The 21,251-nt window shown below is 69.0% G+C and carries 17 protein-coding genes; 14 read left to right on the forward strand and 3 right to left on the reverse strand.

Going from position 1 to position 21,251, the window contains the following annotated elements:
• Positions 1–10 precede the first annotated feature (10 nt).
• The 3 genes from ABD156_RS17080 (at position 11) to ABD156_RS17090 (ending at position 2,905) form a co-directional block, all read left to right on the forward strand.
• Positions 11–1,618 (forward strand): class I adenylate-forming enzyme family protein, encoded by a 1,608-nt coding sequence (locus ABD156_RS17080; protein WP_344273716.1) that lies wholly within the window; start codon positions 11–13, stop codon positions 1,616–1,618.
• Positions 1,615–2,421, forward strand: a complete 807-nt coding sequence (locus tag ABD156_RS17085) for an SDR family NAD(P)-dependent oxidoreductase (protein WP_344273719.1) — start codon at positions 1,615–1,617, stop codon at positions 2,419–2,421. Before ABD156_RS17080 ends, ABD156_RS17085 begins: the two co-directional genes overlap by 4 nt.
• Positions 2,422–2,527: 106 nt before the next feature.
• On the forward strand, positions 2,528–2,905 hold the full coding sequence (locus ABD156_RS17090) for a DUF2255 family protein (RefSeq protein ID WP_344273721.1): 378 nt from the start codon (positions 2,528–2,530) through the stop codon (positions 2,903–2,905).
• 13 nt (positions 2,906–2,918) lie between these two features.
• Here ABD156_RS17090 and ABD156_RS17095 read toward each other — a convergent pair whose 3' ends face one another.
• Positions 2,919–3,986, reverse strand: a complete 1,068-nt coding sequence (locus ABD156_RS17095) for a helix-turn-helix transcriptional regulator (protein ID WP_344273724.1) — start codon at positions 3,984–3,986, stop codon at positions 2,919–2,921.
• A 168-nt stretch (positions 3,987–4,154) separates the two neighbouring features.
• On the opposite strand from ABD156_RS17095, the gene ABD156_RS17100 reads away from it, so the two are divergent.
• From ABD156_RS17100 to ABD156_RS17125, 6 genes are read left to right on the forward strand one after another with little or no spacing between them, the layout of a single operon-like run.
• Positions 4,155–5,171 (forward strand): ABC transporter permease, encoded by a 1,017-nt coding sequence (locus ABD156_RS17100; RefSeq protein ID WP_344273727.1) that lies wholly within the window; start codon positions 4,155–4,157, stop codon positions 5,169–5,171.
• A 30-nt stretch (positions 5,172–5,201) separates the two neighbouring features.
• Positions 5,202–6,278 (forward strand): sugar ABC transporter substrate-binding protein, encoded by a 1,077-nt coding sequence (locus tag ABD156_RS17105; protein ID WP_344273730.1) that lies wholly within the window; start codon positions 5,202–5,204, stop codon positions 6,276–6,278.
• Positions 6,279–6,288: 10 nt separating this feature from the next.
• The gene (locus tag ABD156_RS17110; RefSeq protein ID WP_344273733.1) at positions 6,289–8,454 is read left to right on the forward strand and encodes an ABC transporter permease; all 2,166 of its coding nucleotides are present in this window, start codon (positions 6,289–6,291) and stop codon (positions 8,452–8,454) included.
• Positions 8,451–9,509, forward strand: a complete 1,059-nt coding sequence (locus tag ABD156_RS17115) for a hypothetical protein (protein ID WP_344273736.1) — start codon at positions 8,451–8,453, stop codon at positions 9,507–9,509. Before ABD156_RS17110 ends, ABD156_RS17115 begins: the two co-directional genes overlap by 4 nt.
• Positions 9,506–10,993, forward strand: coding sequence for a sugar ABC transporter ATP-binding protein (locus ABD156_RS17120; protein WP_344273739.1), 1,488 nt, complete (start codon positions 9,506–9,508; stop codon positions 10,991–10,993). Before ABD156_RS17115 ends, ABD156_RS17120 begins: the two co-directional genes overlap by 4 nt.
• A gap of 16 nt (positions 10,994–11,009) precedes the next feature.
• A complete protein-coding gene (locus ABD156_RS17125) occupies positions 11,010–12,059 on the forward strand; it encodes a zinc-dependent alcohol dehydrogenase family protein (RefSeq protein WP_344273742.1) in 1,050 nt (349 codons plus the stop codon).
• Between the two features lie 143 nt (positions 12,060–12,202).
• Here ABD156_RS17125 and ABD156_RS17130 read toward each other — a convergent pair whose 3' ends face one another.
• Positions 12,203–13,108, reverse strand: coding sequence for a helix-turn-helix domain-containing protein (locus ABD156_RS17130; protein WP_344273745.1), 906 nt, complete (start codon positions 13,106–13,108; stop codon positions 12,203–12,205).
• Positions 13,109–13,264: 156 nt separating this feature from the next.
• Here ABD156_RS17130 and ABD156_RS17135 point away from each other — a divergent pair, with 156 nt between their 5' ends.
• The 3 genes from ABD156_RS17135 (at position 13,265) to ABD156_RS17145 (ending at position 15,638) form a co-directional block, all read left to right on the forward strand.
• A complete protein-coding gene (locus tag ABD156_RS17135) occupies positions 13,265–14,197 on the forward strand; it encodes an alpha/beta hydrolase (RefSeq protein ID WP_344273748.1) in 933 nt (310 codons plus the stop codon).
• A 608-nt stretch (positions 14,198–14,805) separates the two neighbouring features.
• Positions 14,806–15,117, forward strand: a complete 312-nt coding sequence (locus tag ABD156_RS17140; RefSeq protein WP_344273750.1) for a hypothetical protein — start codon at positions 14,806–14,808, stop codon at positions 15,115–15,117.
• Positions 15,117–15,638 (forward strand): hypothetical protein, encoded by a 522-nt coding sequence (locus ABD156_RS17145; RefSeq protein ID WP_344273752.1) that lies wholly within the window; start codon positions 15,117–15,119, stop codon positions 15,636–15,638. Before ABD156_RS17140 ends, ABD156_RS17145 begins: the two co-directional genes overlap by 1 nt.
• Positions 15,639–16,294: 656 nt before the next feature.
• Here ABD156_RS17145 and ABD156_RS17150 read toward each other — a convergent pair.
• Positions 16,295–16,675: a hypothetical protein gene (locus ABD156_RS17150; protein WP_344273755.1), complete on the reverse strand. Its 381-nt coding sequence runs from the start codon at positions 16,673–16,675 to the stop codon at positions 16,295–16,297.
• Positions 16,676–17,229: 554 nt separating this feature from the next.
• On the opposite strand from ABD156_RS17150, the gene ABD156_RS17155 reads away from it, so the two are divergent.
• Both ABD156_RS17155 and ABD156_RS17160 read left to right on the forward strand, forming a co-directional pair.
• Positions 17,230–17,457 (forward strand): hypothetical protein, encoded by a 228-nt coding sequence (locus ABD156_RS17155; RefSeq protein ID WP_344273758.1) that lies wholly within the window; start codon positions 17,230–17,232, stop codon positions 17,455–17,457.
• A gap of 615 nt (positions 17,458–18,072) precedes the next feature.
• Positions 18,073–20,883 carry an AfsR/SARP family transcriptional regulator gene (locus tag ABD156_RS17160; RefSeq protein WP_344273761.1) on the forward strand — a complete coding sequence of 937 codons (2,811 nt, stop codon included), beginning with the start codon at positions 18,073–18,075 and terminating at the stop codon, positions 20,881–20,883.
• Positions 20,884–21,251 lie beyond the last annotated feature (368 nt).

A 21,251-nucleotide genomic window follows, 5' to 3' on the forward strand; every position in this document is an offset into this window, starting at 1 on the left:
AGGGCAGGTCATGACGTTCACCAGGCTGCTCGACGCGGTGGCCGACCAGCTCCCGCCGCCCGGCCACGACGGCATCGCGGTCAGCTTCGACGGTCGCGAGCGGCTCACCTACGCGCAGCTGCGGGACAAATCGCTGCGGTACGCGACGGCGTTGCGGGAACTCGGCCTGAACAAGGGCGACCGGCTCGGCCTCATGCTCTTCAACGACGCCGAGTACCTGCCGCTGTGCTTCGCCGCGATGCACCTCGGCGTGGTCGCGGTCCGGCTCAACTTCCGGCTCGCGCCGGCCGAGCTGAAGTTCATCCTCGCCGACTCCGGTTGCAAGGCGGTGATCGTGCACAACAGCCTGCTGGACCGGGTCGAGCCGGTGCGCGCGGAAACCGGCGTCGAGACCTTCGTGGTCCGGCCGGACACCGCTGATCCGGTGCCGGACTGGGCGCTTCCGTTCGACGTCCTGCTCGGCCGCGAACCGCTGGCCGACGTGCCGGAAGTGAGCGACGCGGACCCGATGTCGCTGCTTTACACCTCGGGCACGACCGGCCTGCCCAAAGGCGCGGTGTGGACGCACGCCAACACCGTGAGCACGGCGACCACGCAGGCGCTGCGCTGGCGGTTCTCGCCGGAAACCGTCGCGCTGGTGCCGGGCCCGCTCTACCACGCAGGGGCGTTCGAGGCGGTGACCGCGCCGACGTTCCTGATGCACGGCACCGTGGTGTGCATGCGGTCGGGGAACTTCACCGTCGAGCGGCTGCTGGAGGTGCTCGAAGCCGAGCAGGTGACCGATTGCCTGCTGTTCTCGTTCATGCTGCACGACCTGCTGCGCGTGGACGGGATCGAGGACCGGCTGCCGAAATCGGTCACGCACTTCGTCATCGGCGGGGACACGATGATGCCGTGGGTCGTCGACCAGGTGCGGCGGAAACTGCCGTGGGTGCGGCTGACCCAGGTCTACGGGCTGACCGAGGGCGGTGCGATCGCGACGACGCTGGACGACGGGGACTTCGACGCCCAGCCGAAAAGCGTCGGCCGCCCGGTGCCGCTCACCGAGGTCCGGGTCGCCGGGGACGGGCTCGAACCGGCCGCGCCCGGCGAGGTGGGCGAGATCCTCGTCCGCGGCCCTGCGGTCTGCGCCGGGTACTGGCAGCGGCCGGAGGCGAACCGGGACACCTTCGTGGACGGCTGGTGCCGCACGGGGGACCTCGGCTTCGTCAACGCCGACGGTTTCCTCGTGCTCGCCGGCCGGGCGAAGGACATGATCCGCAGCGGCGGGGAGAACGTGTACCCGGCCGAGATCGAGCGGGTGCTGACGCAGCATCCGGCGGTGCTGGACGCGGCCGTGGTCGCGGTGCCGGACCCGAAGTACCTCGAAGTCGGCTGCGCGGTCGTGGTGCTGGCGGAAGGCATCGCGCTCGACGAAGCGGAGCTGCGGGCCTATTGCCGGGAGAACCTGGCGACGTACAAGGTGCCCCGGTATTTCGCCGCGCAGCCGGAGCTGCCGCGCAACGCGTCCGGGAAGATCCTCAAGTTCACCCTGCGTGAGAAGTACGGAAAGCTCGGTACCGTAACGAATTCCGGCGCGTCCGAGGCGACGCGGCCGGGAGAGGAAGGCGCACGATGAACGACCCGGTCCGGCGGCGCAAGCCCGAATTGGCACTGGTGACGGGCGCGGCGGGCGGAGTCGGCTCGGCCACCGCGCGAAGGCTGGCCGAGGACGGCGCGAAGGTCGCGGTCACGGACCTGAACGCCGAACGGCTCAAGGAACTGGCGGACGAACTCGGCGCGGTCGCGCTGCCCGCCGACGGCACCGACCGCGCCGCGATCCACGACGTGGTCGAGCAGGCTGTCGCGAGTCTGGGCGGCCTGGACACGGTGATCGCGACGCAGGGCGCGGCAGTGTCGGGCACCGCGCGGCCCGAGCACGTGGAGGCGTATCAGCGGGCGTTGGACGTGAACCTGCACGGTTCGTTCTACCTGGCCGGGGAAGCCCTGCCGCATCTGGTGCAGCGGCAGGGCTCGCTCGTGCTGTTCGCGTCGACAGCCGGGCTGATCGCCGGTCCGCCCGGGACTGTCGGCTACACCGCGGCCAAGGCGGGGATCATCGGCATCACCCGCTGGCTCGCGCGGGACTACGGACCGAAGGGGGTCCGGGTGAACGCTGTCTGCCCGGGCTGGATCCGGACTCCGCTGGGCGAGGGCGCGATGGCTTACCTGGCGAAGCGCGAGGGCATCACGCTCGACGAGGCGTATGCGCTGACGACGAAACACGTGCCGCTGCGCCGTGCCGCGGAACCGGAGGAGATCGCGTCGGTGTGCGCGTTTCTCGCCTCGGGCGACGCGTCGATGGTGACCGGTCATGTCCTGGTCGCGGACGGCGGCGGCGCGGCGGTCGATTCGTCCACCTTGGAGTTCGACGCGCCGTGACCGGCGACGCGGGCGTGGGAGGGGGCTGACAGCACCTCCCACGCCCGTCCGCGAGCGCCTAGCGTGCGAAGCGAACCGTTTCGTTTTCGTCTCGAAGGAGCCCGCTATGTCGTTCGACCCCGAGATCCGCGACCGGATCGGCGCCGCGTCGGAGATCCAGATCAGCAGCTACCGCCGCGACGGCTCACTCCGCCGGTGGACCCCGATCTGGGTGGTCCGCTCCGGCGACGAGCTGTACATCCGTTCGGCGTTCGGCACGGAGGGCGGCTGGTACCGCTGGGCCGCGGCCAAGCAGCTCGCCCGGGTGCGAGCGGACGGAGTGGAGACCGACGTGTCTCTGCACCTCGAGGCGGACGCCGACACGAACGCCGCTGTCGACGCCGCGTACACGCAGAAGTACCGCAGCATGCCGAGCGCGCTGGCGCCGATGGTCGCCGAGACCGCCGCCGCCACCACGACCCGGCTGGAGCCGGTGCCCGCCTGAGCCGCGGGCCGGCTCAGTTCCGCAGCCAGTACGCGACCGCCTCCGCCCGGTTCGCCGCGTCGAGCTTGCGCAGGATGTGCGTGATGTGCGTCTTCACGGTCCCCTCCGAGATCGACAGCTTCCGCGCGATCGCCCGGTTCGCGTCGCCGCGCGCCATCAGGTCGATCACCTCCGCCTCGCGGGCCGACAGCAGTGGATGCCGCGGCGGGTCCGGCGGCGGGGGAGCGATGCGCACGTCCGCGGCCAGCCGGGTCATTCCGGCCTGTAGTGAGGCCAGTCCCTCGAGGACGGACACTCGGGCCAGCGTCTCGCTCACTCCGTCCGCGTAAAGGTTCAGCACGGCGCGGTCGGTGGCGTCGACCTCCCGGCGAGGCGAGTAGTAGCTGTCCGCGTGAAGCAGCCCGACGACTTTCCCGTACGCCCGCAACGGCGCGATGGCGTAGGACGTGCAGCCGGACATCGAGACGAGCTGCCGGTTCACCCGCGGGTTCTCCTGCACGTCGTAGACCAAGCCCGCGCGGGCCTCCCGCACGACATCGGACTCGACCAGCGAGCCGTCCAAGCGCGGGGGAGCCTCGCGGCCGGCGGCGAGCATTTCCGCGGCCAGCCGGGGATCCTGTTCGATCACCATGCGCCGCAGCACCCAGGTCGCATCGTCCACAGTGGAGACGAGCACGCGGTCGAACCCGATCGTGCAAGCCTCCTCGGCGGCGCGGGAGAGGAGTTCCTCGGCGGTCGACGAGGCGTGCAAACGGGTCAGCGCGCGGCGGACGCGGCGCATCGTCGCGACGCCGTCGGCGACCCTGGCATCGTCCACTCGGGACTCCAGCTCGCGGACCCGGCTCAGCAGCGCGGTCAGGCCGGGCAGCCGGTCCGGCGCGGGAGCCGAGCCCAGTTCGGCCATCGCGGCGTCCCAGACCCGGCCGAGCAGCCGTTTGGCGGGCAGCACCTCGGCGCAGCGGCCGACCGGCAGCAGCCGGTCGAGCACGGCGCTGGCGTCGAGTCCGAGCTCGCGGACCTGATCGGCCAGATCGGCGCTCAGCCGGACGCTGTCGAGCCGCGGAAAGCCGGTCGCGTTCATGGGCAGCTCCCTTGCGGAAATTCCGAACATTATATATCCGCGACGAGGCTGGGGCCAGTCGCCGCATCGGCCGTACGGGGTAACGGAATACGACCGGCGGCAGATGTGGCGGCCGGGTGACGGCCGACACACTGGCCGCGCTGTCCCACCCATCGAACCGGGAATCCCATGACTACCGCATCAGTGGCAACGAAGCCACGCGTGCCGCTGCGGGCACGCCTCGGCGGCTTCGACCAGACCTATCTGGTACTCGGCATCACCGTGCTGCTCGCCCTCGCCGCGGGGGCCACGACGACGAATTTCCTCACCGCAGGCAATTTCGGCAGCATCCTCAACCTGTCCGCCGCGTTCGGCATCCTCGCGATCGGCGAGGCGATCGTCGTCCTCGGCAAGGGGCTGGACCTTTCGGTGGCCGGGATCGGGCTCGGCTGCGCGCAGGCGACGCTCGCGTTCATCAGCGAAGGCATGCCGGAATGGCAGGCGATCACGCTGATGACCGCGCTCGCGCTGGCGATCGGGCTGGTCAACGGCGTTCTCGTCGCGGTCTTCGAAGTGCCCGCGCTGTTCGTGACGCTGGCGACCGGCATGCTGGCGATCGGCGGGATCGACATCCTGTTCCTCATCCAGAACGTCTACGGCGTGCCGGCCGGATCGTTCCTCTCCCACCTCAGCGGCGGCTCGGTGCTCGGCGTGCCGAGGCCGGTGCTGATCGCGGGCGGCGCGTTCCTGCTCGCCTGGCTGTTCGTCGCCTACACCACGCCCGGGCGGCTGATCCGGGCGATGGGCGACAACTTCGAGACCGCCCGGTCGACCGGCGCGCCGGTGCGGCCGCTGCAGATCCTCACCTACGTGCTGTCCGCGCTGCTGGCCGCGGTCGCCGGGTTCGTGACGGTGTCGATCCAGGGCAGCGTGCAGACGACCGTGACGTCCTTCGATCCGCTCCTGTTCACCGCGCTGACCGTGGTGGTGATCGGCGGCGTCTCGCTGTCCGGCGGGCGCGGCACGATCCTGGGCGTCCTCGTCGGCGCGCTGTTCGTGGGCGTGCTCAACAACTTGCTGGTGCTGCACGGACTGAGCACGGCCGTGCAGGACCTCATCCGCGGCGCGGTGCTCGCCGCCGCGATCGCGTTCGACGCGTGGCTGCGCCCGCGCAACGAGGAAACCGAGAAATCCGGCGAACTGTGACCGGCAACGACGCCGGGGAACGGAAGTGACATGAAGATCACCAGGAAGCTGTTCGTGCTCGCCGCGTCGGCGGCGCTGGGTGCGGCGGGACTGTCCGGCTGTTCGGTCGGCGGCGGCTCGTCGGACTCGACGGCCGCCGCGGCGAACGCGGTGTTCGGCGCGAACGAGCAGCTGATGCCGATGCGGCAGAAGGCGCACGACGCGATGAAGGGCAAGCGGATCGCCTTCGTCCCGATTCTCTACAAGGGCTACAAGCTCACCGAGAACTGGGGCACCACCATGCAGCGCACGTTCGACAGCGCCGGGGCCGAGTTCAAGGTCTACGACTCGAACTTCAGCAGCGACCGGATGATCAGCACGATCAACGACCTCATCGCGCGCAAGGCCGCCGACGTGCTCGTGCTGCAGAACCAGGACCTGGGCCTGCTCGACAACGCGATCGACCGGGCGCAGAAGGCGGGCATCTACACCGTGGTGCTCAACATGCCTTCCACACGGCTCGGCGACACGTTCGTCGGCGTCGACGTCTACGGCGCGGCGCAGTCGATCGCCAAGCGCGCGGTCTCGGACTGCAACTCCCGCAACGCTCCCAAGACCATCTCGATCATCGACGGCCCCGGCAACGACCCGGCCTCGATCCTGTGGGACCAGGGCATCAAGGACGTCGTGGAGAAGGAGGGTTACAAGACGCTCGTCGCGCACTCGCAGTTCCAGAACGCCCAGGCGCAGGCCGCCGCGGAATCCGTGCTGCAGCAGCAACAGGGCAAGGTGTGCGGCTTCATGGTGACCTTCGACCTGAACTCGATCACCGTCGGACAGACCGTCAAGGCGGCGGAGGGTCGCGGCCAGGTCGCTCCGGGTTCGGTCGGCGTCTACACGCTCGACGCGGACGCGGACTGGTGCAACGCCCTCAAACAAGGCACGGTGACCGCTTCGGCCGCTTATGACGTCCAGGGCATCGGTGCGGCCGGTGCGGTGGCGGCGCAGAACCTGCTCACCAACGGGGCGAAGCCGGGCAGCGCGCATTCGGTCGGGTATGTGTCGAGCACGGTGGTCGACAAGGCGAACATCGACCAGACCACCATCGCGTGCTACCAGAGCAAGTGAGCGGGACCCGATGACTACGTCTCCGCTGCGGCGCGGGCTGGACGCGTTCGGCATGACCGGCGGCCGGCGCACGGAAAGAATCGCCCGCTACCGCACCGTCTCGGATCTGTTCGAGAAACGGTGGATGGAAGGCGCGGTGCCGCTGGTGCTGGCGCTCGCCCTGTGCGTCTACGTGCTCGCCACGACCAATGTCGGGGCGGCCAACGCGCCGCTCGTGCTGGACGAGGTGTCCGAGTACGGCCTGCTCGCGATCGGGCTGACCGTCGTGCTCGTCGGCGGCGGCATCGACCTGTCGGTCGGCTCCGTCGTCGGGTTCTGCGGGCTGGGCGCGATGGTCGCCGACCGGGTGTGGCTGTGGCCGACCGCCCTGGTCGTCCCGGCCGCGATCGCCGCCGGTGCGTTGCTCGGGGCGGTGAACGGGTTCCTCATCGCGATCCTGCGGATGCGCCCGTTCATCACCACTCTCGTTACGCTGATCGCCTTCGGCGGCGCGGCCTCGGTGCTGCAGAACGCGAACAGCACGCAGATCGGCGTCACGAAACCGTCGCTCGTCTGGGATTTCCTCAGCGAGGGCCGCGTGCTGGGCATCCCGACCGCGTGGTTCCTCTTCGCGGTGGTGCTGATCGTGGTCCACCTGGCGCTGACCCGGTCCCGCTGGGGCTGGTGGGTCACCGCGACCGGCTCGGACCGGAGGTCCGCGCGGCGCAACGGCATCCCGGTCACCGCCGTGACGTTCTGGACCTACGTCCTGTCCGGCGCGCTCGCCGGAACGGCCGCGATCCTCACGTCGGCGCGACTGGCCCGGACCGACCCGAACGTCGGCAACAGCTGGGAGATCATCGCACTGACCGCGGTGGTGCTCGGCGGCGTCAGCATCAAGGGCGGCCGCGGTTCGGTGCTCCGCGCGGCGGTCGGCGTCGCGGTGGTGACGATCATCGAGCAGGCGACCGTCTCGGACGGCGCGCAGGGCTCGTACTACACCGTCATCCTCGCCGCGGTGCTGCTCGTGTTCACCGTGCTGGACCTCAAATGGGGCAAGTACCGGCAGCGCGCGGTGGAGAAGCTGAAGATCGACCCGGCGCGGCTGCGGCTCGGCCCGCTGGTGGACGTCACGAAGCCGGGCACGGTCTGGTCGCTCAACCGCCGGCTCACCGACGCGCCTCCGGTCGGGCTCGGCAAGATCCGCGGCGCGGAGGACTGCGCGGTGGACGCCGAGGGCAACGTCTACTGCGGCGACCAGCGCGGCTGGGTGTGGCGGTTCCGCGGCCTGGACGACACCGAAGGCGAGATCTTCTCGCGCACCGGCGGCTTCCCGTGCGGGCACGCGTGGGACGCCGAAGGACGGCTGGTCGTCGCGGTCGGCGGCATGGGCATCTACCGGATCGGCACCGACGGCGAACCCGAACTGGTCGCGAACAAGGTCAAGCGCAGCCCGCTGTCGCTGATCGACGACTCGGGACTGCGGGCGATCGACGACCTCGACATCGCCCCGGACGGCTCGATCTACGCCTCGGACTTCTCCACCCGCACGAACACCGCCGACTTCCTGCTGGAGCTGGTGGAATTCCGCCCGAACGGCCGGGTGATCCGGGTGACGCCGGAGGGCAAGACCGAGGTCGTGGTGTCGAACTACGTGTTCCCCAACGGCATCTGCACCGCACACGACGGCGAGTCGATCCTGATCGCCAGCACCGGGCTGTGCCGCGTCGACCGGCTCTGGATCGCCGGGCCGAAGAAGGGACAGCTGGAACCGGTGCTGGAGAACCTGCCCGGCTACCCGGACAACATCAACCGGTCCTCCGACGGCAACTACTGGATGCCGTTGTGCGCCATGCGGACCCAGATGTCCGACCTGCTCGGCCGCTACCCGGCGGTGCGGCGGCGGATGACCCGCGAGGCGGCGGTGGACAACTGGGTGGTGCCGCAGCTGAACACGTCGTGCGCGATCAAGTTCAGCGACCGCGGCGAGATCCTCTCCGTGCTGTGGGACGAAACGATGGAGAACTATCCGATGGTGACCGCGGCGAAGGAACGCGACGGGCACCTGTACCTGTGCGGCGTCAGCAACAACCGGATCGGCAGGCTCGAACTGGACCCGAGCGAGATCGGCGACATCGACCCGGCCGCCGTTCCGGGGACGGCCAGTGCTCGCCGGTCGGCGGAGGCGGTGCGATGAGCCCGGTACTGGACACCGTGAAGGAATGGATCAACCCGAACTGGGGCCGTGCGCGCACGGTGCCCCCGATGGACACCGGGCTGCGGCCGAACCTCCGGCTCGACGGAGCGGCGGAACTGCTGCCCGCGGGCGAGTACGAGCCGGACGACGTGGTCGTGACCGCCACGGGGTTGGTGTTCAGCAGCGGCAATCAGGTCTTCTCGGTGCGCGAGGACGAGGTGGCGCGGCTGGCTTCGTTCGGCAGCCCGGTGACGGCGCTGACCGTGCGGGACGAGCAGGTCGTCGCGGCAGTCGAAGGGCGTGGCCTGGTCTCGGTGTCGCGCTCCGGCGAAACCGAGGATCTGTGTACGGACGCACCGGTCACCGCCTGCGTCACTGCGCTCGCGACGGACGGGTCCGCGTTGCTGGCGACTGTCGGCTCGACGAAGGTCGCGGAGTGGCCCCGGGCGCTGGTCACCGGCGACCGGTCCGGGCTGCTCGTACGGGTCGACGGCGCGCGGGCGGAAGTGGTCGCGGAGCGCCTCGCGTGGCCGTCGGGCGTCGGCATCGCCGAGGACGAAGTGCTGCTGTCGCTGAGCCTGGACCATCGGGTGGAAGCGCGATCCGCGCCGGGCAAGCGAGGCCGGGTGCTGAGCGCGAACCTGCCCGTCTATCCGGGGCGAGTGCACGTCGGCGGGGACGGCTGGTGGTTCGTCGCGCCCTACATCCGCAACCGGGTCACCGAACTGCTGCTGGACGAACCCGCGCTGCTGGCCGAGATGACGGAGACGATCAGCCCGGACGAATGGTTCGTCCCGCGCCTGCGCGCGGGCGACCCCTTCACCGACACGATGCAAATGGGGCAGCTGCGCGTGCTCGGCGTGGTCAAGAGCTGGGCCCCGGCACGGTCGTGCGGCCTGGTGTTCCGGATGGACCACACCGGCCGCGTCGCGGAGAGCGCGCATGCCCGGGTCGACAGCCCGCGGCACGGCGTCACCGGCGTGACCGTCCACAACGGACATGTAGTCGCTGCCGCGCGCGGCGGCCGGAACCTGCTGCGGCTGGAGGACGCATGAGCACGGTGCTGCGGCTGACGAACATCAGCAAGCGCTACAGCGGAACGTACGCGTTGGACGGCGTCGACTTCGACGTGCGGCCGGGCGAAATCCACGCCCTGCTCGGCGAAAACGGCGCCGGGAAGTCCACGATGGTCAAGATCGTCTCCGGCGCGGTCGCGCACGATTCGGGCACGCTGGAGGTCGACGGCGCCGCCCGGGCGTTCACGACTCCGCGCGAATCGGTCGAGGCCGGGGTGGCGATGGTCTACCAGGAAGGCTCGCTGGTCGAGTCGATGACTGTCGCCCAGAACCTGTTCATGGGTGACGAGAAGGTGTTCAACAACCTCGGCCACCTGAACGTCGTGGCACGCGAGCTGCTGGAGTCGCACAACTTCCACATCCGCCCGGACGTCCCGGCCGGCGCACTCGGCGTCGGGCAGAAGCAGATGGTGGAGATCGCCCGCGCGGTGCACCGCAACGCGAAGCTGGTGATCCTGGACGAGCCGACGTCGTCGGTGACGCCGGAGGAGCGGCTGCAGCTGTTCCTGTCCATGCAGCAGCTCAAGAAGCGCGGAATCGGCGTCATCTTCATCACGCACATGCTCGACGAGGCGTTCGAGCAGGCGGACCGGATCACCGTGCTGCGCGACGGCGTCGTCCAGGGGACGCTGGAGCGGCCGGAGTTCAGCCGCGATCGCGTGGTGAAGATGATGGTCGGCCGCACGGTCGAGATGGGACGGGTGGAGCCGAACCGGGCACCCGAGCCGACGCCGACGTTGCAGGTCGAGGACGTGACGTTGCTGCCGGTGGTGCGGAACATGGCGTTTTCCGCCTACGCCGGGGAAATCGTCGGCATCTACGGTCTGGTCGGCGCGGGGCGCAGCGAGACCGCGATGATCGTCAGCGGGATCCTGAAACGGCGTCGGCTGCGTGGCGGCCGCGTGCGGCTCAACGGCGAGCCGGTGCGGTTCCGCACGCCACGGCAGGCGCGCAAAGCCGGGATCGTCTACATCACCGAGGACCGGAAAGCCTCCGGGTTCTTCAGCCACCTGACGATCGCCGACAACATCTACCTCGGGCACCTCTGCGGTGCGCGGCGCTTGCCGCTCCTCTTCCGGCCCGGTTCGCGCACCTCGGTCGCGAAACGGTTCGTCGAACAATTCCAGGTCCGCACGCTGCGGCCGACGAAGGCGACCGTCGAGGAGCTGAGCGGCGGGAACCAGCAGAAGATCGTGCTGGCCAAGGGCCTGACCCGGAAGCCGCTCGTCGCGATCATCGACGAGCCGACCCGCGGCGTGGACCTCGGCACGATCCCCGAAATCCACGCGATGATCCGGGCGCTGGCCGACGACGGGGTCGCGGTCGTGGTCATCTCCTCGTACCTGCCGGAGATCCAGGCGCTGTCCGACCGCGTGCTCGTAGCGCGCGCGGGCAGCATCGCCGCGGAGTTCTCCCCGGAGGAAGCCGACGAGGAAAGCCTGATGTTCGCCGCGGTGCACTGACAAGGACGGAATTCTCATGCGCGGAGTCATTTTCCAAGGCGACCGGGTCCTCGAGATCCAGACCTTCGCCGATCCCGAACCCGGCCCGGACGACGTGGTGCTGGAGATGAAGGCCTCCGGGATGTGCGGCAGCGACCTGCACTTCTACCGGGCTCCTGCCGGTCAGGCGCTGGCCGCGTTCGGGATGACCGGCGACGGTGCCGGGTTCATCGGCGGGCACGAGCCGTGCGGCGTCGTCGCGGCGATCGGCTCGGCGGTCGACCCGCGCGCCGTGCGAGTGGGGGACCGGATGATGGTCCACCACTACGACGGCTGCGGGTTCTGCGACCTGTGCCGGACGGGCTGGCCGCAGATGTGCGAGCGCGGCAACGTCATCTACGGCGCGACCGCGCACGGCGGGCACGCCGACTACCTCAAGGTGCCCGCACGGACGCTCGTGCCGCTGCCGGACGAGCTGAGTTTCGCCGCCGGCGCCGCGATTTCGTGCGGCACCGGCACCGCCTACGGAGCGCTGACCCGGCTCGACGTCAACGCGCGCGACACGCTGGCGGTCTTCGGCCAAGGCCCGGTCGGTCAGGCCGCGGTGCAGCTCGCCGCGGCAATGGGCGCGGAGGTCGTCGCGGTCGACATCGCGGCGGAACGCGTGGCGCGGGCGAAGGACTTCGGCGCGGCGCACGCGATCGACTCGACGTCGGTCGATCCGGTCGAAGCCATCCGGGAACTGACCGGTGGCAAAGGCGTGACCAAGGCGCTCGACTGCTCCGGCGCACCACCGGCGCGGGTAGCGGCGGTGAAGTCCGCGGCGAAATGGGGCACTGTCGCGTTCGTCGGCGAAGGCTCGACGGTGACGCTCGACGTCAGCCCGGACCTGATCCGCAAGCAGCTGACGGTGGTGGGCTCATACACCTTCTCGCCGGTGGGCCAGGCGGACTGCGCCCGGTTCATCGCCCGGCACGGGGTTCAGGCGGACCTGGTCTTCACCGACCGCTGGAGGCTGGACGACGCGGTGGAGGCCTATGCCGCCTTCGACAAGCAGACCGGCGGCAAGGCGGTCATCGAGTTCTGAGGCGGAAAAGCGCCGGTGCGTCCCAGACCCGCCGGCGCTTTTCCGGTGCCGTGGACCGCACCCGGCCCGATGAGCGTCTCGGCGATGCCGGTCCGCCAGCAGGTGGTGCGCGAGCTGGGCCGCGGAACGGGACGACCAGTTCGCTAGGCTTGAGCCCGGCGGTCGTCGTCCGCTGTCTCGTGCCCCGCGGAGCGCACCGCCGGTCCGGCTGCCTCGCTCGCCGTCCAACTGGACAGCAACTGCAGCGCCTCGGCTGAAGGGGAGCCGGGTTCGGCGGTGTAGCCGATCAGGGTGAGGCCGGGCGCGGAGGCGACCTGCAGTCCTTCGAACCGCAGCGTCAGCTCGCCGACGACCGGGTGGCGGAACAGTTTCGTCCCCCGCCGGTGCGCCTTCACGTCGTGCGCCGCCCACCGGGTGCGGAACGCTTCGCTGCGGGTCGCGAGATCTCCGATGAGCCCGGTGACCGCTTTCGAATACGGTGCGCGGGCCGCTTCGACGTGCAGCAGGGCCACCGCGTCGTCGGCGGCCTTCTTCCAGTCCGGGAAGACTTCTTCGGCGCGGTCGTCGAGGAAAATGAACCGGGCAAGGTTCGGCGGGTGCGGGGTGCGCTCGTAGACGACGCCGTAGAGGGCACGGCCGAGCGCGTTCGCCGCGACCACGTCGAGGTGTCCGTTCTGGACGATCGCGGGGGCGTTGACCATCGTGTCGATCAGCGCTTGCACCCCCTCCGGCACCGGCTGCCGGACGGTGCGGCCGGAGCCGGCCCGTTTCCCGGCGGCGCGGGCGAGGTCGAACAGGTGCGTGGTTTCGGTGTCGTCCAGCTGCAGCGCCGTGGCGATCGCGTGCAGCACCTCGTCGGAAACGCCGGACACGCGGCCGCGTTCGATCTGCACGTAGTACTCAGTGCTGACTCCGGCGAGCCGGGCGACTTCCTCGCGGCGCAACCCGCTGACCCGCCGCCGCCCGCCCGCGATGATTCCCGCCTGCTCAGGCGTGATTTTCGCGCGGCGGGTCATCAGGAATTCCCTGAGGTCGTTGGCGATCTCCATGCCTCGAGGGTAAACGCGGAACGCCGGCGGAAGGAGGGGCTGCCGGTACCCCCGACAAGCGGCATCTGCCACGCCCGCGCGAACCGCCGCAGAGTGGGTATCAGCAGCCCGGGCCGCCTGGTTCGGGACACCGAAGACGTGCAAGGAGTGAGTGCAGTGACGTCTGTGGAGGCAGTTACCTTCCCGAACGACTCGATCACCATGGCGGGAAACCTGTACCTGCCGGACGGGTTCGACCCCAAGGGCAGCTACCCGGCGGTCGTGGCCGTGCACCCGGGCGGCGGCGTGAAGGAGCAGACCGCGGGCCTGTATGCGGAGAAGCTGGCCGGGCAGGGCTTCGTCACGCTCGCGTTCGACGCCTCGTTCCAGGGCGACAGCGGCGGCGAGCCGCACCACCTGGAGGACCCGGCCGCGCGCGTGGACGACGTCCGGGCGGCGGTCGACTACCTGCAGACCCTCGGCTACGTCGACGCCGAGCAGATCGGCGGCCTCGGCGTCTGCGCCGGCGGCGGCTACCTGGTCAACGCCGCGTTGACGGACTACCGGATCAAGGCCCTCACCACGGTCAGCGCGGTGAACATCGGCACCTCGTTCCGCCGCAACTGGTACGGCACCGACTCCGACGCGGCCGCTGTCCCCACGCTGCAGGCCGTGGCGCAGCAGCGCACGGCCGAGGCTAAGGGCGCCGAGGCGGCGTACTTGCCTTACGTGCCGGCCGAGCCGGACGAGAACACCCCGCGCGACATGGTCGAGGCGAGCGAGTACTACCTGACCCCGCGCGCGCAGCACCCGAACGCGAAGAACAAGTTCCTGTTCACCAAGAGCGTGTCAAGGATCTTCACCTTCGACGCGTTCCACATGGTCGAGGACCTGCTGCAGCAGCCGCTCCTGGTGGTCGCGGGCAGCGACGCCGGTTCGCTGTGGATGTCCGCCGAACTGTACGGCCGCGCCCGCAGCCCGAAAAAGCTCGTCGTGGTCGAGGGCGGCGCGCACATGGACTTCTACGACGTGCCGAAGTACGTCGACCACGCAGTCGCCGAAGCGGTCCCGTTCTTCCGGGAAAACCTCGCCGCCACCCGCGGCGAGTAAACCGGTAGAGGCGGTCCTGCCGGACACACCGGCGGGACCGCCGTCCGCCGCGTTCCGGCAAGCCGAGCTCCGCTGGTACTTCGGTTTCTCCGCAGGAGAATCACTTTCCCACGGCGGAAAGGCCCTGCTCGTCGATCGTGGGACAGTCAGCAGCAGGAGTTGTTCAACAGCGGGTGCCAGGGGAGCGAGAGTGCCGCTCGACTCCTGGGATGAGCGGCGGGACGACAGCGATCATGCCGACCACCCGCCCGACACCGGGAACAGCTGCTCAACGAGGAAAGCCGACCACCCTTGTGCTGGGTGATCGGTTGCTGAGAGACTTGGGAAAATCTCACCAGTTTTGGTGTCCGAGGGGCGATTTGCTCGCTATTCACATGGCTCACGCTGGTTTAGTGGCGGAGAAGGCACGCTTTTTAACTGGAACGTGCAGCGCAGCTGCAGATGTGCTCGATCGACTTAAACACAACGTGGCCCTACTCGACTGATACTTGCTGAGATGCGGGGTCCAGCCAGTTGTTGGCTTGCAGTGCGTCGAGCCATCGCCGTCGGTGTCGAGCGGACCAAGCGGGCTCGATATCGGCCGCGAATGCGAGCAAGCCTGAGATGTGGTGGACGAAGCCGTCGATGGAGCTGAACTTTCGGTGCGTCGCGTGATCGCCGAGCCCGAATCGTTCGATTCCGCGGATGTTCTCCGTGATACGACTTCGCATCTCTCTATTAAGACGAACGCGGTTTACATCGACAAGAAGGCCCAGGACGATCTTGCGTCCGCCAGGCGGGACTATGCCGACCATGCCGAGAAGATCCGGACCCCGATACCCGCCTTCGGGGACTGGCTGGCCAAGAACGGTCACGTGATCAATCATGCTAGCCAGGTGGCAGAGAACACTTTGCGCGACATGAAGGATGCGATCATGTGATGACCGACCACGACGAGCCGGGGACGCCGGCGGACCTCGAGCCCGCATGGCTGCCCGGGCTCCTCGGGTCCGCCCCGGAACTCACCGCGGCGGACCGGGATCTCCTGGCGTACTGGGACGAGCCGCCCTACCTCGACCCCACCTGGGAACCGCTCGACGAGGACACCGCACGCCGTCGCCGCCGTCCGAAGCTGCCCCCTCGCACCCGCCTGTCCCAACGGGTCGCGACGATCGCCAACACGATCGTGCAGACGTGGGACCAGTCCGACGAAGACACCCGCCATCGGACGTTCGGCTGCATCGAGCACGTCCTCCGCACTGCGGAAAAGGCCGGCGACGAGGAAGCTCGGTTCCAGGTGAGGATGTTCCTGCTCGACAACGTGCAGAACATGGCCGGAGCCGAGCGCAACGACATGCTCCGCGAGATGTGGCCGTACCTCGGACCCGAGTCGAAGAAAGACTGCCTTGCACTGGACCGGGCGCAAGGGATCGGGAACGCCTCTGAGTGGAAACTGCAGTGACCGATCACCAGCGCTAGCACGCTGCGAGGGGAACGGCGCTGCAACGTCGCTGCACGCGATTCGCACAGCAGCGGTCCAGCGTCGAGGCCAATTCGCCGCCAGGTCCAGTTGCTCGCGAGCCTCGGCGAAGTGGGTCTCGGCGATCGCGAGATCCGTCCACTCGCAGAAATGAGACCACAGTGGAGCGTTGGACCCAGTGTTTCGTTCGGACGCGGTCGTCGTCACGCGGGCATCTTGGACCCGAGCCGCACACCCGACCCCGCGTCACGCCGCGTGAGATGACAGTTAGCGTCTGTCTTTTGTGACAGATGCCGCTTGTAATCGGCACTGGTCGCCCAGTTCGCAGACTGTGTCCGGTGACAACTATCGCTTGTAGTCGCAGACCTGCTGTGACGGATCGAGATAGCTGTCACTCGATCACGGTTTCTGTCACTTGCGAGTCGTGGTCTTGTTGTCGATGGGGCGTTCGAGCCGGATTCGGTATGGGGGGCTAGCGCGTCGAGCAGGTTCATGACGTGCCTCGAGTGCCTGGTGGGCGTCATCGCCCGGGCACAGCCGGGTGGTGGATTCGCGTCATGCCCTCGCGTCAGGTCCCACGGCAGTCGCAGGGAGCGGACCCGGAAGGGCCCGCTCCCGCCTCATTCACTGCGCCTTGCTCAGTTGATCGGGCCGCATGCCCAGGTGTTGTTGTTGGCCGTGTCGATCAGGCACGCCTCCAGGCTCTGGCCGGGACCGTCGTAGAACCACCCCTGCGGGTTCGAGCTGGAGCTCGCGCCGGTGCCCATCCATTTCCAGGTGATCCGGTTGAAGACACCGAACAGGCAGGAGCCGTTGTTCTGCGTCGGCAGGATCTCCATGTAGTCGTGGTAGTCGGCTCCGAGAGTGATGTCCTCGATCGCCGCACAACCACCGTGACTGAACGGCGTGCTGCCCTCGGAGGCCTGGGCCGAGGACGCGGTCCCGACCCCGATCCCAGCCATCGCCACCACGGCGATCGCAGCAGCCGTGGCGCGCTTCCTGATCCCGTTGAATCGCATTAAGCTCCTCCAGTGAGTCAGATATATCCATTCAGGGGTCTACGTCCAGGCGTTTACCCAGGCCAGAGCGTTGCGCCCAGGCAGGGACAGGTATCGCGTGGTCAATTCTTCCGAAAATTTAATCAGGCTAAACGGATGAAACGACTATATGCGCTGCGGGCTTTCATTGGCCAAAGACGCTGGTCAGCGATATACGAGGACAACGACTACTCCTTTCGGGGGGCCGTGAATGGACACCCGCCGCGGTGCTCGCGAACATCGCGAGGACCGCGGCGGCGATCGCCAGACTCGCGGTTCTGAATCTGTAACGCGCCATGCTGATCCAGCATCTCGGCAGAGAGCCCCCTGCCACTGTGTACCGGCTTCGGGAATCCACCCCTGCTGTGAAAACGACCGACCCGATGTCGGCCGACAACTGTCAGCCTGTCGGTGCTCGGTACCCGTTCGGTACCCGACGGGCTCTGTCGGGTGGGCGTGGGTCTAGGGGGTCGGTGGGTGCCCGGCCAGTCGTGCGCGGAGAACGTCGGCGTCGGGGGTGGTGCAGGTCGTGGAGGATGGGCAGCGCCCAACTTCTCGTGCAAGTCCAGTGCGTTGTGGTAGCAGGCGACGGCCCGCCGGTGCTCGCCGAGGTTGTGGTGGGCGACAGCGAGGCTGTCCCAGGTGTCGGCCTCGCCGTGCCTGCTGCCGACCGCCCGATGCAGTTCGAGGGCCTGGCCGCAGGAGCGCAGCGCGTCGGCGTGCTGGCACAAAACAACCGGTCCGCACTGGACAAGCACCGGTGACTGCCGCAGAAGGCTCTGACGCGCCTGTTGCGACGGACTGCTCCGCGGCCTCAGTCTCAGCGAGAGGAGCGTGCGCGTGTTTCCCTCGGCAAGCAGTCATAGAACATGCAACTTGTCGAGACGACGCGGAAGCGGCACAGGAAAAACATTCACGAAACAGTTCACGAGCTTGGCGTGCGATTCACGCTGTCTGGCGCAGCGAGTACCACGGTGGCCCGGGGCAGTGCCGGCGCCTCCAATCGATCTGGCATTGCAGTTCCTGCACGTTCGATGATTCCGGGACCTGCCTGCGGGTCGTCGAGCAGTAGCATCGTGATGGCGGTGGGGAGATGAGGTCGAAATTCAGTTTCCGATACGGGACTCGGCCGGTAGGATTTTTTCCGCGTGTTGAGCGGAACGACGTAAGGGGCGTCGTGGCGGGTCGCCGCGGCTGCCGCGACGGAGAAGCATCATCTCGTGCGTTGCCCAGCCGACAGCAGCAGATCCGTCTGCTGTCGGCTCGGACGGCACACGACCGGGTTCCAGCCAGAGGGGCAGGCGTCGCCGCCGGTGCCGGAGCGATTTGCCGGTGCAGGCGGACGGCGGAAGGTTGGGTGGGCGCAGCGAGGGGGACCGTTGGGTGTTGCCGATCGTTTGGAGTTCCGGCTGCTGGGGCCGGTGGAGGTCTGGCGCGGACCGGAACGGCTGGCGATCTCGAGTCGTCACCAGTGTTGCGTGCTGGCCGCGCTGGCGTTGTGCCCGGGGCGCACGGTGTCGGTCAGCGCGCTTGTCGACGCGGTGTGGGATGAGGAGCCGCCGTCGTCGGCACGGCGTCAGGTGATCAAGCTGGTGTGCCGGTTGCGCGGCGCGCTCGGAGACGCGATCGCCACCTGTTCGAGCGGGTACGCCCTGAACGCCGAGCCGGATCAGGTCGACGCTGGTGTTTTCGCCTCGTCACTCGCGGGCGCCCGGCGACTCTCGGCCGCGGATCCCGCCGGCGCGGCAGCAGCGGCGCGGGCGGCGCTTCGACTGTGGCGGGGGCCAGCGCTGAGCGGAGTCACTCCGTGCCTGGCGGCGCAGGCGAGGCGGCTGGAGGAAGACCGGCTTGCCTCGCTCGAAGAGGCGGTCGGCTGGGAGCTGATCGCCGGTGAGCACGCGGGTCTGGTGGCGGAGTTGACCGCGTTGGTTGCCGCGCATCCGCTGCGGGAACGGCTGGTCGGGCAGCTCATGTCGGCTCTGCATCGGTCGGGGCGCACCGCCGAAGCGCTGGAGGTCTATCAACGCACCCGCGAGCGGCTGGCCGACGATCTCGCGCTGGAGCCCGGCGCGGAACTACAGCAATTGCACGTGGCTATCCTGCGCAACGATGCGACCCTCGCCGCGCCGATCCCGCTTCCCGCACCAGCACCGCTGGCCGCCGCCCGCCCAGCGGCAGCTGCCGTGCCGAGACAGCTGCCAGGCGCGGTGTCGCGCTTCACCGGCCGCGCGGACCAGCTCAAAGAACTCGCCGGGTTGCTGGACCGGCAGGACAGTGTCGCGATCGCGGCGATCACCGGCACCGCGGGCGTCGGCAAGACCGCTCTTGCCGTGCATTGGTCGCACCGGATCGCGGACCGGTTTCCCGACGGGCAGCTCTACGTCAACCTCCGAGGCTTCGACCCCAGCGGCGAGCCGGTCGCGCCCTCCGACGCGATCGGAAGTTTCCTCGGCGCCCTCGGGGTACCCGCCGAACGGATCCCTGCCGGTCTCGCGGACCGATCGGCGCTCTACCGATCCGAGCTGGCCGGTCGCCGGATGCTCGTGGTGCTGGACAACGCTCGCGACGCCGGTCAGGTCCGGCCGTTGCTGCCGGGCTCGGCCGAATGCCTCACTGTCGTCACCAGCCGCGACCGGCTCGGCGGCCTGATCGCCGGCGAGCGCGCGCACGCCGTGTCCGTGGATCTGATGACCACTGCCGAAGCCCGGGACCTCCTGGCGAACAGGCTTGGCCCGGAGTGCCTGGCCGCCGAACCGCAGGCGGTCGACGACCTGATCGAGCTGTCCGCGCATCTGCCGCTGGGGTTGAGCATCGTCGCCGCACAGGCGACCCTCGCCGCGACTTTGTCGCTGACCGAACTGGCCGGCCAGTTGCGCGAGGCCCGCGATCGCCTGCGGGCCATGGACATCGGCGACGCCTGCGTCGACCTCAGCGCCGTGTTCTCCTGGTCGTACCGGACGCTGAGCGCCGCGGCGGCGCGGATGTTCCGGCTGCTGAGCCTGCATCCCGGCCCGGACGTCTCGATCCCGGCCGCCGCCAGTCTCGCCGGAACCGGACTCGACCAGGCCCGGCCGGCCTTGTCCGAGCTGACCAGGGCACAGCTGCTCGCCGAAACCGGCACCGGCCGGTTCGCCTGCCACGACCTGCTGCGCGCGTATTCGGCGCAAACGGCGCGCCAGGACGAGACCGAGCAGGCGCGCCACGTCGCGCTGCACCGCATGCTCGATCACTACCTCCACACCGCGCACGCCGCGGCGCTGCTGCTCAACCCGTTCAACGACCGGCTGTCTCTGGCCGCGCCCCAGCCCGGTGCAGTGGTCGGCGAACTCGTCGACGGCGAGCAGGCACGGCAGTGGTTCGCCGCCGAGAGACCGGTGTTTCCCGGCGTCGTCGCCCGCGCCGCCGACGCCGGTTTCGACCTGCACGCGTGGCAGTTCGCCTGCAGCGTGGCCGATTTCTGCATCCGCGCCGGACACTGGACTCAGACGGTCGCCGCTCAGCTCGTCGCGACCGCCGCGGCCGAACGTGCGGGCGACCCGGATGGGCAGGCCCGGTCTCTGCGCGAACTCGGCCGGGCCTACGTCCAGCTCGGCCGCTTTCCGGATGCGCGGTCCAGCGCGGTCCGCGCGCTCGAAGCGGACGAGTCGCTCGGCGACCCGCTCGGCCAGGCACGTGATCACACCGTTCTCGGCATCGTGGCGTATCTGCAGGGTGACTACCAGGAAGCGATCGAGAGCGACAGGATCGCCTACGAGTTGTTCGGAGCGGCAGGGCACCGGGCAGGCCAGGCCGACGCGCTGAACGGGATCGGCTGGATGCAGACCAAACTCGGCCGGCACGCCGAAGCCCTGCGCTACTGCACGAAAGCCCTTGAACTACAGCAAACAGCCGGAAACATGCACGGCGAGGCGGACACCTGGGACAGCCTCGGCTGCATCCATCATCACCTCGGCGAGCCCAAGATAGCCGTCGCCTGTTACCACGCCGCACTGGACCTGTATCAGAAGGTGGGCGTTCGCCATCCGCAAGCCAACACGCTCATCCGCCTCGGCGACACCCGCCAGGCCGCAGGCGACACCCATGCCGCGCACCGGTGCTGGCGGCGGGCTCTGCTCATCCTCGACGACCTGCACCACCCCGACGCCGGCACCCTCCGCGCCCGGCTGACCGAGCACCCGCCCGCCTCGTAAACCCGAGCGGCCTGCCGGAGGAAACTGGTCGGGTGCCGGGCGTCGTGAAGGTCGGAACGGGATGCGGCGGTAGACGCACTGGCGCAGCCGCCCGCTGATCGTCCAGTCGGATGGCGGAGTCGTTGCGCAGCAGGCCGTCGATGACGCAGACCGGGGGAGACGACGGTTCCGGTCATGCCCACGACCGCCGCAGCGGGGTCCGGCTAGAGGCCGGATCTGGATGTTGAAGTACCTTAGAGCACTTGTACGTTAGACGTAGCAGTAATGCTACGAAAGAGTGTCCGAGGACGATCTTGCACGCTAACCACAACGCTCATACTGATTTGATCAGGCATGTTAGCTATTCAGGACGTCGCCGGAGCAGGCTC

It is taken from the genome of Amycolatopsis albidoflavus (assembly GCF_039525725.1).
In the GTDB taxonomy this organism is placed as follows: domain Bacteria; phylum Actinomycetota; class Actinomycetes; order Mycobacteriales; family Pseudonocardiaceae; genus Amycolatopsis; species Amycolatopsis albidoflava.